The following is a 14404-nucleotide window of genomic DNA, read 5'->3' on the forward strand; positions in this document are numbered from 1 at the left end:
GCAGTTTATGGACAGAAACAAGCGGAATGAGGAAATACGCAAGAGTATACAGATCGTAATACTGCTTTGCTATAGCTTGTATTCTGTTGGCCTCGCTTTAGTATCAGTACTAAATAAATGGGAGTTTTGGGCAGTTCCGATTATCTTTATCGGAACTGTCATCTGCTGGAGTCTTTATGTGTCCGGACAGTTTGAGTATAAGTTCCGGATATATGTTTTTGCCGGTTTCGTGGCACTATCTACATTCTTTTACGGTTCCCATATTTCCGAATTTTATAATTCCACACTAATAATAGTTCTGGCGATGCTTTTGTTCTCACTTACCGAGGAAAAGCCTGCGCTCAGGATTTTATTCATGATGTATGTAATGCTCTTTGCCTATCACATGATTCTCATGGCGACCGGTATGGAGAATTTCAGTGACCTGTCTGTTTCGATACTGATTCTGAATATCCTGTCGGTGGTTCTGGCTGACAGGGTGGGCGGATACATCTGTGAAATGTTCTCGATTTCCAAGAAAATGGCCGATGACCTTGAGTTGGAACTAAATGACATGAAGCAGAAGTCCGAGGACTTCATGGCGAACATTTCACACGAACTGAGAACGCCCATAAACGTTGTTACCGGTCTGTCAGGTCTTATGCTCGAAGATGAGAAGGAAGAAAAAAAGAAGGCCGATTTAAATGCAATTCAGAGTGCAGGTAAAAGACTGTTTTCAAGGATTGAGGACATCCTGGACTACACCGAGATAGATACGGGCTCGCTCCTTCTCTCCGAAGAGGAGTACCGTATTTCCTCCATAGTTAACGACATAGCGACAGAGTTTCGAACCTTCAGAAGCGGAACCTGTGAGATAGTCATTGATATGGATGTCAATCTCCCTGCGAGAATGATAGGAGACGCGGGCAGAATAAAGAGAATCATAAGACATCTCATGGTAAATGCTGCGAAATTTACCGATAAAAACGGCTGCGTGAATTTACATCTTTTTGCAAGAAAAAAGGAGTACGGAGCTAATCTGTGTATCGAAGTTACGGACACGGGTATCGGAATGACAGATGATGAGAGACTTCGCGTTATAGAGGGAATGTATCAAATAGATTCGGGACGAAGCAGAAGGGCTGAGGGCATCGGACTCGGTCTTTCAATCGTGTTCGGATTTGTAAAGCAGATGGGCGGCTTCGTGAGACTTGAGAGCGAGGTGAAAAAAGGCACCAGGGTGACTGTAAGTATACCCCAGAAGGTTGTGGACGATAAGCCCAGCGTTATCCTTGATCATCCCGAAAAACTCGAGCTTGCCTGCTATCTTAGAAATGACAAGTATAAGAGTCCTGCAGTCAGAGAGTATTACAACACAATGATAATGCACACCCTTAAAGGGCTGTCAGTTCCGATTCACAGAGCGTCCGAATTTGAGGAACTTAAGAAGCTGTGCGCTGCAAACCAGATAACCCATATCCTTATTGCTGAGGAAGAATATCAGGAGAATAAGGATTTCTATGAAAACATGAAGCCCGACGTTTCGGTTATTGTGTCAGTTTCGGGAGGTTACAGAATACCTGCCGGCAGCAAGGTTACCTTTATCAGAAAGCCTATTTTCAGCCATTCAATTGTAAATGCCGTTAACAGAAAGATGACAGTCTGGGAATTCGATCCCGAGACCAGTGGAAAGAAACTTGTATTCAACGGCGTAAATGCGCTGGTTGTTGATGATGAGGAGATGAACCTGCTTGTTGCGAAGGGAATTCTCGCCGGGTACGGAATGGACGCGGATGTTGTGCTAAGCGGAATGGAAGCTGTACATCTGTGTGAGAAAAAGAGCTATGATGTCATTTTCATGGATCATATGATGCCCGAAGTTGACGGCGTTGAGGCTATGAAGATGATAAGACATAACCTTGGACCCGACGATCACACCGCAATTATTGCGTTTACCGCAAATGCCGTGAGTGGCGTCAGAGAAATGTTCATGAAGGAGGGCTTTGATGAATTCCTTGCAAAGCCTATCGAGATATCGGAGCTTGAGAGAATCCTTAAAAAGCTGCTTCCTTCAACGATGTGGGAGTATGTCACCGTTGAGAGAGATGATGAGGAAGTGGTACAGGCAGAGGGCGGATCAGGCATTAGCAGAAGCAGTGAACTTGTTACTTTAAATGCCGAACAGGGTGTAAAAATCTGCCGCGGAAGCAGCGAGTTTTTCGAAGAAGTTCTGCTTGAATTTGCCAGGGAAGCAGACGCTATTGCGGGACAGGCGCAGGAACTCTATGACGCGAGAGACTGGGAGAATTACAGCATAAAGCTCTCGGGACTTAAGCTGTCTTCAAGAATAATCGGCGCAGACGATCTTTCCAGAAAAGCGGGAGAGATCGAGAGAGCTGCAAAGGATAAGTGGGAGGCATATATTATTGCAAACCACGAGGATTTAAAACGACAGATAGGCGCTGTAAAAGACGATATTATTCGTGTTTACGGAGGTAATGCATCATGATTTTAAAGCGCTTGTTCAAAGCTGCAAGTGATCATAACAAGACACTTCAGGAGAGACTGTTCTCGGTTATTCCGGTGATCGGTCTGTTTTCCATGTTCCTCCTTATTTTTATAGGTATTTTTGTTGAGGACGATATCAGAAATACCATCATTATTTCGCTGTGCCTTGTTGCATTTATAGGAATAGTTGTTGTCTCTATAAAAAAGCACAGAGTGCAGACGGGAGCGACCATAATCGCTGTGGTGCTTGTGGTTATAATGCTTCCGGCAGCATTCATATACGGAGGTGGAATCTACGGCGGATCCCCGATCTGGTTCGTATTCGGCTTTGCATATATAGGAATTACTGTTGAAGGCAGAAGAAAATATGTACTTCTTGTAATCGGTGCGATAATGACCGGTATCTCCTACTATATTGCCTATACATTTCCTGAAAAGGTGGCGCAGCATACGCTGGAGATGGCGCACCTTGATTCCTTTGCAAGTGTTGTGCTTGTGAGTTTCCTGATTACGATAATAGTTCTTTTCCAGAATCAGGTTTACCAATCGGAAAATGATCTTATCCAGCAGCAGAAGAAGGAAATCGAAGAACTGTCCCAGACCAGGAACAAATTCTTCTCAAATGTCAGCCATGAGCTCAGGACGCCCATAGATTCAATTCTTGGATTCAATGAGCTGATCCTTAGAAGTGCAAACAGCGATGAGATTGCAGAGAATGCCGAGAATATAAAGAGTGCCAGCAGACTTATGCTATCTCTTATAAATGACGTTCTGGATATGAATAAGCTTGAATCCGGAAAAATGGAGATTGTTCCCGCGGAATATGACCTTGCCGGAATGTTGTCCGAGACAGTCAATATGGTATGGGAGAGCGCTTCGAGAAAAGGTCTTGCTCTTTACATTGACGTGGACAAGACAATCCCCAGAAAACTTATCGGAGATGACATGAGAATAGAGCAGATTCTTATCAATCTCATTAGTAATGCCATTAAGTTTACGAATGAAGGAAGCGTTAAGATTTCCGTAAAATGGAAACCGCTTCAGAACAAGCAGATATCTATCATTTTTTCAGTAGAAGATACAGGTATGGGTATTAAGAGAGATAACATGCCCTATCTGTTTGATGAGTTCAAGAGAATAAATGTCGAGCAGACCAAGGGGATTTCCGGTACGGGACTTGGTCTTGCGATTGTGAAACAGCTGACGGAACAGATGAACGGCGAGATACAGGTCAACAGTATCTATACAAAGGGATCGACCTTTACCGTATCTATTCCGCAGGAAATTGTTAGGGATGAGCCTATAGGTGAGATGGCGCTGGAGACTCTTAAAAAGCGCGAAATGGGACAGTTCTACAGACAGAGCTTCGAGGCTCCCGCCTGCAGGATTCTTGTTGTTGATGACAACATGATGAACAGAATCGTCACTGTCAAACTTCTGAAGGATACCAAGATGGTTATCGACCAGGCAGAGAGCGGCGCAGAATGTCTTTCAAGATGTAATGATGCAGAATATGACTGCATCTTCATGGATATCGAGATGCCTGAGATGGATGGGGTGGAGAGCCTTCGTCAGATACGCTCACAGATCGGTGGACTGAACAGAGAGACGCCTGTCATTGTTTTGACAGCGCATTCGTCGGCTGATGATCAGGCGAGGTACAGAGCTGCGGGCTTTGACGGTTACCTGCTTAAACCGGTATCGGGAGAAATGCTTGAAAATACGCTTCTTCGCGTGCTTCCGGGAGATAAGGTTCACAGGATAACTCCCACTTATATTGATCCCGAGGATCAAAAGCTCCTTTCAAGCAGAGAGAAGCTTCCGATTTTGATAACAACAGAAAGTGCTGTTGATATACCCAAGGAAATGATTGCTGAACTCAGGATACCCATTATTCCGCTTTATATCAGAACGCAGAACGGACTGTTTCTTGACGGAGTTGAAGCAGAGACTGAGGGAGTTTTAAAGTACATGAAAGAGGGCGGAGCAGACAAGCTCTTTGTGGATATTCCATCTATTCAGGAGTATGAAGATTTCTTTGCTTCTCACCTTTCGGATGCGGAGAATATCATCCATATCAGTATGTCCGGCAAAGCGGGCGGAGCATATCATGTGGCAAAAGAGGCTGCAGCTTCTTTTGATAAGGTCACGGTGATTGATTCCGAGAGCCTTTCAAGTGGAATAGGATTTCTTGTGCTTGAGGCAATACGTCTTGCCAGAGAGGGGAAAAACGTTCAGGATTGCGTAGAGCAGCTTAATATTATAAAGAAACGTATACACACCAGCTTCCTTATCGACAATATTGATTACCTTATCAGGATGGGAAGAATCAAAAGAAAAGTCGGAGGTTTCAGCAGAGTCTTCATGCTTAAGCCGGCGGTTCTCTTCCGTGACGGCAGAGGAAGTCTTGGAAGAATGATGATTGGTTCTGTTGCAAAATGCCGCAAAGCCTATATTGAGGATCAGCTGACCAAGTTTGCACCTATTGACAGAAGCAGGCTGTTTATAACCCATAGCGATCTTTCATCCGCGGAAATTGAGGAGATCAAGAAATGGGTAAACAATATAATGTCCTTTGAAGAGATAATTGTTCAGAAAGAATCCGCATCTATGGCAGCTATCCATGGAAGTGCGGCCTTCGGACTTTTGTACATGCTTGGAGAAACCAGAAATAATGGCTAAGGTTTTGATTGTTGATGACGCCGAAATGAATGCTGAGCTCCTTGCAGAAATCGTAGGAATGTTTGGAGTGGATTCGATGACTGCTTCCAATGGAAAGGAAGCGGTCGATTTGGTGCGCCGCGAAACCTTTGACCTTATTTTCATGGATCATCTAATGCCGGTGATGGATGGACTTGAGGCCATGGCGATTATTAAGAAGGAAAAGCTGTGTCCCTCCACGCCTGTAGTCATGGTAACCGCAAACGATTCCGCAGTTGACGGAGATATTTATAAGGAAGCCGGTTTTTCCGAGTACCTGAAAAAACCGATACCTTCGAAGGATGTCAGAGCCATTTTTATGAAATACGGCATAATCGGATGCGATGGTGAAAAGGACGAATGGAGAAATTTCTCAAAGAGCATAAAAGGTATAAATATCGAAGGGCCGATGCAGTATTTTTTGAACGACCTTTCTTTTTATAGGGAGGTTTTATACGAGTATTCAAAGAACAGCACCTTCGACTGGGCTGAAAAGATGCTCACCTTTCAGGAAGTGTCGGTACTTCTGCCCGGTGTGCGCGCTGCCAAGGACGCCGCAAGGCTGATCGGAGCAGTGCAGCTTGCAGAGCTTGCTCTATCAATGGAGAGGGATATAGAAAACGGAGACGAGAAATCTTTTCTTGAGCATTTGGGGAGCTATCGTTTATTGGAAAAAAAGCTCAAGAAAACCATTTTAAAAACGGAAAGTTTAGCGCATTCTCATAGTTGATTATACAGTACATCTTATGGTAGGATTTCCGTGGTTACGTTTTTAATTTTTTGTACCATTTTATTTTGGAGGAGAGATATGGCACAAGTTGGGATCGTTATGGGCTCTGACTCGGATATGCCGGTCATGGCCAAGGCAGCAGGGGTGCTTGATGAGCTGGGAATCTCGTATGAGATGAATATTATTTCAGCACATCGTGAGCCCGAAGAGTTCTTCGAATATGCGAAGAGCGCAGAAGATAAAGGTTTTAAAGTCATCATTGCCGGAGCAGGAATGGCAGCACATCTTCCTGGTATGTGCGCCGCAATTTTTCCTATGCCTGTTATCGGAATTCCCATGCATACAACTTCATTAGGCGGAAGAGATTCGCTCTACAGTATTGTACAGATGCCTTCAGGCATTCCGGTTGCTACTGTGGCTATTAATGGCGGTGTAAATGCCGGTCTTCTTGCTGCGAAGATTCTTGCAACAAGTGATGCAGAGCTTTTGGGAAAACTTAAGGACTATTCAAAAGGCCTGAAGGAAGCGGTTGTCGCAAAGGACGCACACCTTCAGGAGGTTGGATATAAGAATTATTAATGGAGGAAAACATGTCAGAGCTTAACTACAAAAACGCAGGTGTCGATATCGAAGCAGGCTACAAGTCTGTAGAGATGATTAAGGGTTATGTAAAGGAGACCATGAGACCCGAAGTCCTTGGCGGCCTCGGTGGCTTTTCAGGAGCCTTTTCCCTTGCAAACATTAAGAATATGAAGGATCCGGTACTCTTATCCGGAACCGACGGAGTTGGAACAAAGATAAAACTTGCATTTCTTCTTGATAAGCACGACACCATCGGAATCGATGCTGTTGCAATGTGTGTAAATGATGTTATCTGCGCGGGTGGTGAGCCGCTGTTCTTCCTTGATTACATCGCTTGTGGAAAGAACTATCCGGAGAAAATCGCAGCAATCGTTAAGGGTGTTGCTGAGGGCTGCAAGCAGTCTGAGTGTGCACTAATCGGCGGTGAGACAGCTGAGCATCCGGGACTCATGCCCGAGGATGAGTACGACGTGGCAGGCTTTGCAGTCGGCGTTGTAGACAGAGAGGACATGATCGACGGAAGCACCATTAAAGCCGGCGATACACTTATTGGCGTAGCTTCAAGCGGCGTTCATTCCAACGGTTTTTCACTTGTAAGAAAAGTATTCGACATGACTAAGGAGAGCCTTGAGAAGTACTACGATGAGCTCGGATGTACACTCGGCGAGGCGCTTCTTGCACCTACCAAGATTTATGTGAAGATGCTCAAGAGCATTAAAAATGCAGGCGTTAAGGTTAAGGGCTGCAGCCACATCACAGGCGGCGGTTTTTATGAGAACATCCCGAGAATGCTTCCCGATGGCTGCAAGGCAGTAGTGAAGAAGGACAGCTACGAGGTTCCTGCTATCTTCAAGCTTATGCAGAAGACAGGCAATCTTGAGGAGAAGATGATGTTCAACACCTTCAACTGCGGACTTGGAATGGTTATCGCTGTAGATCCTGCAGATGCTGACAAGACCCTTGAGGCAATCAAGGCTTCAGGCGAGAAGGCATGGATCGTTGGATCTGTAGAAGCAGGCGACAAGGGAGTGGAGATATGCTAAACATTGCAGTCCTTGTTTCCGGCGGCGGAACCAATCTTCAGGCGATAATTGATGCTGTGGAGAGCGGTAAGATTACAAATACGAAAATCGGCATGGTTTTTTCAAATAACCGAAATGCCTACGCTCTCGAGAGAGCAGCTAAGCACGGAATAAAAACCGAGGTTCTTGTTCCGAAGGAATTTGAGAACAGAGATGCTTTTAATGAAGCTTTTTACAATCTTCTGATTTCAGAGAATCCTGATCTTATCGTTCTTGCGGGCTGCCTTGTGGTGATACCCGAGAAGATCGTCAAGGCATTTAGCGGCAGGATAATCAACATCCATCCTTCGCTCATTCCGTCATTTTGCGGAACCGGTTTCTATGGACTTAAGGTTCATGAAAAAGCGCTCGAGCGCGGAGTCAGGGTTTCCGGAGCAACGGTTCACTTTGTTGACGAAGGCACCGACACAGGCCCGATCATTCTGCAGAAACCTGTCATGATAAGACCTGACGACACTGCGAAAACTTTGCAGCAGCGCATTATGGAGCAGGCTGAATGGAAGATTCTACCCAAGGCTATCGACCTTATCGCAAACGGTAAGGTGAAAGTGGCTGACGGTAAGGTTGTTATAGAAGGTTACGACCCGGAGGAGATATAAAATGAATGTATTAATAGTTGGCGGAGGCGGCCGTGAGCACGCTATAGCAGAAGCAGTTTCAAGAAGTAAACACCTTGATAAACTCTACTGTGCACCCGGCAATGCCGGAATTGCAGAACTTGCTGAGTGTGTTTCCATTTCACCCATGGAGTTCGACAAACTTGTAAGATTTGCCAAGAACATGCAGATCGACCTTACTATAGTAGGAATGGACGATCCGCTTGTTGGCGGAATCGTTGATGCTTTCGAGGCAGAGGGCCTCAGAGTATTCGGACCCAGGAAAAATGCAGCAATTCTTGAAGGAAGTAAGGCATTTTCCAAGGACCTTATGAAGAAATATGACATCCCCACAGCTGCTTACGAGACCTTTGATGATCCGGAAAAAGCGCTTGAGTATTTACAGAGCGCAAAGTTCCCCATCGTACTTAAGGCTGACGGTCTTGCACTCGGAAAGGGCGTTCTCATCTGTGAGACAAAAGAGGATGCCGAGGCCGGTGTTCGCGAGATCATGGAGACTAAGAAGTTCGGCGATGCCGGAAACCGTATGGTTATTGAGGAATTCATGACAGGACGTGAGGTTTCGGTTCTTTCATTTGTTGACGGTAAGACAATCAAACTTATGAGTTCTGCACAGGATCACAAGAGGGCAGGAGACGGCGACACAGGTCTTAACACAGGTGGAATGGGCAACTTTTCACCTAGCCCCTTCTATACAGAGGAGGTTGATAAGTTCTGCAAGGAACACATCTACCAGAAAACTGTTGATGCCATGAGAGAAGAGGGCAGAGAGTTCAAGGGAGTTATTTTCTTTGGGCTTATGCTCACCGAAGACGGCCCTAAGGTTCTCGAGTACAACGCAAGATTCGGTGATCCCGAGGCACAGGTTGTTCTTCCTAGATTAGAGACTGATATGATTGAGGTTTGCGAGGCGGTTATCGATGGAACTCTCGATCAGCTTGATCTTAAGTTTGAGGACAAGGCAGCAGTTTGCGTGGTTCTTGCATCCGACGGCTACCCTGTAAGCTATGAGAAGGGTAAGGAGATCACAGGCCTTGAGAACTTCAAGGGCAAGGATGGTTACTACTGCTTCCATGCCGGAACGAAGTTCGATGAGAACAGCAAAATTGTGACAAACGGCGGACGAGTTCTTGGCATAACCGCTAAGGGAGATACTCTTGCCGAGGCCAGAAAGAAGGCCTACGAAGCAACCGAGTGGGTTAACTTCGATAACAAGTACATGCGCCACGACATCGGAAAAGCCATAGACGAGGCTTGATTATAGTGCCGCCCGCGGTATAGGTGACGTAAATTTGCGTTTTCGTCTGCGGAGTGATTTGTAAAAACTCAAAAAGAATTTATACCTCATTTCACGTTGTTCAAAGAAATCGGTATAAATTCTTTTTTTTGTTTTACAAATCATCTTCCTCGTCCGAGAACTGCAAATTTACGTCACCCATACCGCGGGCGGGGTCAATCTGCCAAGCCTTCACTAAAATATTTCAAAAATATTACAAATAGGCTGTAAATGTAGTGGTTATGTGTTATAATGACACCAAATATTGAGTTTTTCGATATTTGAATTGAATAATTATGTGCAGATATATAAGCTGCACTTGTTACCGGAGGTAGAAAAGTATGTTTAGGAATAGAATTGGAAATGTGATGATTAGTGCAGCTTCCGTTCTGACGGCAGGAGCATTGGCGCTTAGCATGCCGATATCAGCACTCGCTGCCACAGGAACCATAACCTCATCCAATGTTAAGGTCAGATCCGAGGCGAGTACGTTATCTTCACAGGTATCAAGTCTTGATTCTGGGGACAAGGTTGATATCGTTGATGAGACCACTGATTCTCAGGGATATGTATGGTACAGAATTTACATTAACGATACTGAATTCGGATATGTAAGAAGTGACCTGGTTTCCAAGGAAGGAGCTACACCGAGCACAGATGCGGCAACTTCAACAGCAGCTCAGCCTGAGACACAGGTTACAGCTGTAGATGCACAGACAGCTACAATTACTGTTGCTAGTGCAAATGTCAGAAGCGGAGCAGGTACAGGATACAGCTCAGTAGGAACAGTTAAGAACGGCGATGCAGTTACCGTAACCGGTGAGGCTACAGGAACTGACAATAATAAATGGTACCAGATACAGTTTGGAACCAGCGGAAGAACAGGTTTTGTTCGTTCAGACCTTCTTCAGATAGGTGCTCCGGCAGCAGCTGACGGAGGCGAGGCAGCTCCCGCAGATGGTGAGCAGCCGGCAGAGGGCGAAGCAGCACCTGAGGGTGCAGAAGCAGCTCCCGTAGAGGGAGAACAGCCTGTAGAGCAGCCCGCAGCAGAGCCTGCAGTTGTAGGAAACGGCGAGTTTTCACTTGCATATAAGGATGACGGAACAGGCACCGAAGTTTGGTACCTCTATGATAATGTTGAAGGAACACAGGTTAAGCTTAGCGACCTTCTTGATTATGCTAAGGCAGGACAGCAGTCCAAGGCACTTGAAGCACAGGTTAAGAAGCTTAAGGGTGCCCTTATCGGTATGGCAATTGTAATTGCTATTCTGGTTCTCGGAGTTCTTCTTCTCATCTACAAGCTTCGTGATTACATGTACTACGAAGATGAAGAAGATGAGGGAACAGCTCAGAAGAAGCACAAGTATGACGATATTCCGTCCCAGAAACCTGCTAAGAAGTTCTTTGAAAGAAGTGAGACAGATCGCGGCAGCAACGGCAGAACAGTAGCTGACAGCAAGAGAACAGTAAGCCCTTCAGCTCCCAGAAAGAGCGCACCTATGGGTTCCGCAGCTTCTCTTCTTACACCCGACAGACCGTCAGGAAGAACGGCTTCTGAAGTAAAACCGGAGCGTCCCGCACCTTCACGTGAGCGTGCAGAACAACCCAAACCGGGACAGACCATCACACCTAATAATAAGGGTAGAGGCTCGCGTAACTTCCTTCTTGATGATGAGGATTTCGAGTTTGAATTCCTGGATCTGGATGATGATGACAAATCCTAAATACTTAACGAGGTACTAATTACACGAAGTATTCTTTTACCGCACGGCGCGCCGTGCGGTTTTTTATATTGACTTTAAATCCCTCTTTGTTATACTAGATGTATCACAGAAAAGGAGGCGAAAATGGTAATTCAGATTGATTTTAACAGTGATGAAGCGATATATGTACAGCTGTGCAATCAGATTATTATGGGAATTGCCACGTCTCAGTTCAGGGAGGGTGAGCAGCTCCCCAGTGTGAGACAGCTTGCTGAGATGATTGGTATAAATATGCATACCGTCAATAAGGCGTATTCCATATTGCAGCAGGAGGGATTCGTCAAGATTGACAGGAGAAGAGGTGCCATCATTGCAATCGACTTGAACAAGCTCGAGGCACTGGATGAGGCGCATGACATGCTAAGCGTCGTTCTGGCGAGGGCCATGTGCAAGGGCGTCACCAGGAATGAGATTCACGAGCTCGTTGACAGCATCTACGAGCAGTATGAGTGATGAATATCTCATCAAACAATTCTAAGAAAAAATACTTGAACAGGTTACCCACGGGACATTTTTTCATAAGAGAACCCTGATACAGGTAACAGGAAGGAGTTTACTTGAATAAAGAATATACAGAGAAGGCCCAGGAAGCGCTTAAGCTCGCAAGGAAGACAGCGAGAACCTTAAAGCTCAACTATGTGGGTACCGAGCATCTTCTCATAGGACTTATAAAAACCGGAGGCTGTGTGGCTTCCAGAATCCTTATCGATAACGGCATCAATGAAGATAAGATGATGGACATCATAAGGGACCTGATCGTTGAGGGCGGCAATCTGACGCTTCTTGATAAGGAGGGCTTTTCCCCCAGAGCCGAGAATGTTCTGGAGGAGGCCGAGAGACAGGCGGACAGATTCCATGCAGATAGAATCGGTACAGAGCACATCCTTCTCGCACTTATTAAGGAAGGCGAGAATGTTGCGGTGCGCCTTATCGGCACCATGAATGTGTCTATCCAGAAGATATATGCGGAGACGCTGGCAGCAATGGGTGAGGACGCCAATCTGGTAAAAGAAGACCTCGGAAGGAAAAACAATTCCAAGAAAAAGGCCTCAACTCTTGAGCAGTACAGCCGCGATCTTACAGCACTAGCAGCAGATAACAAGCTTGATCCCATCATCGGAAGAAATAATGAGATTCAGCGCGTGATCCAGATACTCAGCCGCAGAACCAAGAACAATCCCTGCCTTATCGGTGAGCCCGGTGTAGGAAAAACGGCGGTGGTTGAGGGACTTGCCCAGAGAATTGTGGCAGGAGATGTTCCCTTTACAGTACAGAATAAGCGTCTTCTGACACTGGATCTTTCAGGAATGATCGCAGGTTCAAAGTACAGAGGAGAATTCGAGGAGAGAATCAAGAGAGTTATTCGCGAAGTTATCGATGACGGCAACATCATCCTTTTTGTTGACGAGATGCATACACTTATCGGTGCGGGTGGTGCTGAGGGTGCTATCGACGCATCCAATATCTTAAAGCCTTCACTTGCGAGAGGCGAGATCCAGATGATCGGTGCGACCACCATCACTGAGTACCGCAAGTATGTGGAGAAGGATGCCGCTCTTGAGAGACGTTTCCAGCCCGTAAACGTCGAGGAGCCCGACAGAGACGAATCTCTTGCAATCCTCAACGGAATTGTGGGCAAGTACGAGGAGCATCATCATGTGAAAATTACACCTGAAGCAATTCAGGCAGCGGTTGATCTCAGCAGCCGTTACATAAATGACAGAAACCTTCCGGATAAGGCCATCGACCTTATAGATGAGGCATCTTCCGCAGTAAGGCTTCGCTTAACCGGAGCGCCTTCGGGTATCCGTGAGATGGAGCAGCAGATTAGGGAGATGGATTCTGAGATTGAGAATCTTCTGGCGAAAGAGGATTTCGCAGGTGCCGGAGAAGTGCATCGCAAACAGGAAGCCCTTATCAAGAAGTACAACCGTAAGAAGAACGCTGAGAATAAGAGAGAGAAGGATTCCGACTACATCGTTACCGAGAATGACATCGCGGAAGTTGTTGCTATGTGGACCAAGATTCCGGTTAAGAAGATTGCGGAGAAGGAATCCGAGAGACTCCTCAAGCTTGAGAAAATCCTTCACGAGAGAGTCATCGGCCAGGAGGACGCAGTTGTTGCGGTTTCCAAGGCAATCAGAAGAGGCAGGGTAGGCCTTCAGGATCCCAACAGACCTATAGGTTCCTTCCTTTTCCTGGGACCCACCGGTGTAGGTAAGACAGAGCTGTCAAAGGCTCTTGCAGAGGCAATGTTCGGCGACGAGAACGCTCTTATAAGAGTTGATATGTCGGAGTACATGGAAGGTCATTCCGTATCCAAGATGATCGGTTCACCTCCGGGATATGTGGGTTATGACGAGGGCGGCCAGCTTTCAGAGAAGGTCAGACGCCATCCCTATTCCGTAATCCTCTTTGATGAGATAGAAAAGGCACACCCTGACATCTTCAATGTGCTGCTGCAGGTGCTTGACGACGGACATATAACTGACGCTAAGGGACGCAAGGTGAGCTTCAAGAATACGATCCTTATCATGACTTCAAACGTCGGAGCCCAGAGAATCGTTGAGCCCAAGAGACTTGGTTTTGACACCGCTTCCGATGAGAAGAAGGATTATGAAAACATGAAGAGCGGGGTTATGGAGGAGGTTAAACGACTTTTCAAACCCGAGTTCATAAACCGTATCGATGAGATCATGGTATTCCATCCTCTCAACGAGAAGGAAATGATGGAAATCGTTACCCTGCTTAGCAAGAATCTCTCCAAGAGATGTAAGGACCAGCTTGGCATCGACCTTGTGATGTCACAGGCTGTAAAACAGTTCCTTGTAAAGAAGTACTCAGATTCCAAGATGGGTGCGAGACCTCTTAAGAGAGCTATTCAGTCCGTTATTGAGGACGCGATGGCAGAGGAGCTTTTGAAGGGCAAGATTAAGCGCGACAGCAAGGTTACGATCGGCCTTAAGGATGAAAAGGTAGTATTTACGCAGAAGGATGCGGAGAAGCCCGCGGCTAAGAAAACTGTCTCCAAGAAAACCAAATGATTCATAAATATTTAATATAATTATTGATTCGGATGCTTTATAATTATATCAGTAAAAACATTTTGTACTATTACAAAGGACGTCAGCAGTTCCTCAAATGCCGCTGATGCCCGGAGTAATCAA

At 45.9% G+C, this 14404-nt stretch carries 9 protein-coding genes and 2 pseudogenes; all 11 read left to right on the top strand.

Annotated features, from left to right (window positions below; genetic code table 11):
* Positions 1–7: 7 nt before the first annotated feature.
* The 11 genes and pseudogenes from BLR42_RS09630 to BLR42_RS09675 all read left to right on the top strand — a co-directional run bounded on the left by BLR42_RS09630 (position 8) and on the right by BLR42_RS09675 (position 14281).
* Complete coding sequence (locus tag BLR42_RS09630) at positions 8–2488, top strand: hybrid sensor histidine kinase/response regulator (protein WP_091868576.1); 2481 nt, start codon at positions 8–10, stop codon at positions 2486–2488.
* Positions 2485–5169: a DegV family protein gene (locus tag BLR42_RS09635; protein ID WP_091868578.1), complete on the top strand. Its 2685-nt coding sequence runs from the start codon at positions 2485–2487 to the stop codon at positions 5167–5169. The genes BLR42_RS09630 and BLR42_RS09635 overlap by 4 nt, the downstream gene beginning before the upstream one ends.
* Positions 5162–5917: a response regulator gene (locus BLR42_RS09640; RefSeq protein ID WP_170832703.1), complete on the top strand. Its 756-nt coding sequence runs from the start codon at positions 5162–5164 to the stop codon at positions 5915–5917. Before BLR42_RS09635 ends, BLR42_RS09640 begins: the two co-directional genes overlap by 8 nt.
* 78 nt (positions 5918–5995) lie before the next feature.
* Positions 5996–6496 (top strand): 5-(carboxyamino)imidazole ribonucleotide mutase, encoded by a 501-nt coding sequence (gene purE / locus BLR42_RS09645; protein ID WP_091868582.1) that lies wholly within the window; start codon positions 5996–5998, stop codon positions 6494–6496.
* Positions 6497–6507: 11 nt separating this feature from the next.
* On the top strand, positions 6508–7542 hold the full coding sequence (purM, locus tag BLR42_RS09650; protein WP_022763048.1) for a phosphoribosylformylglycinamidine cyclo-ligase: 1035 nt from the start codon (positions 6508–6510) through the stop codon (positions 7540–7542).
* A complete protein-coding gene (gene purN, locus BLR42_RS09655; RefSeq protein ID WP_091868584.1) occupies positions 7536–8180 on the top strand; it encodes a phosphoribosylglycinamide formyltransferase in 645 nt (214 codons plus the stop codon). The genes purM and purN overlap by 7 nt, the downstream gene beginning before the upstream one ends.
* A 1-nt stretch (position 8181) precedes the next feature.
* Positions 8182–9456 (top strand): phosphoribosylamine--glycine ligase, encoded by a 1275-nt coding sequence (gene purD, locus BLR42_RS09660; RefSeq protein ID WP_022763046.1) that lies wholly within the window; start codon positions 8182–8184, stop codon positions 9454–9456.
* 434 nt (positions 9457–9890) lie between these two features.
* A pseudogene (locus BLR42_RS24215) lies at positions 9891–10094 on the top strand (SH3 domain-containing protein); the annotation flags it as partial.
* 99 nt (positions 10095–10193) lie between these two features.
* A pseudogene (locus BLR42_RS24220) lies at positions 10194–10373 on the top strand (SH3 domain-containing protein); the annotation flags it as partial.
* 948 nt (positions 10374–11321) lie between these two features.
* Positions 11322–11690 (top strand): GntR family transcriptional regulator, encoded by a 369-nt coding sequence (locus tag BLR42_RS09670; RefSeq protein ID WP_022763044.1) that lies wholly within the window; start codon positions 11322–11324, stop codon positions 11688–11690.
* A gap of 104 nt (positions 11691–11794) precedes the next feature.
* A complete protein-coding gene (locus BLR42_RS09675; RefSeq protein ID WP_091868588.1) occupies positions 11795–14281 on the top strand; it encodes an ATP-dependent Clp protease ATP-binding subunit in 2487 nt (828 codons plus the stop codon).
* Positions 14282–14404: the final 123 nt, after the last annotated feature.

The organism is Butyrivibrio sp. INlla16 (genome assembly GCF_900104155.1).
In the GTDB taxonomy this organism is placed as follows: Bacteria; Bacillota; Clostridia; order Lachnospirales; family Lachnospiraceae; genus Butyrivibrio.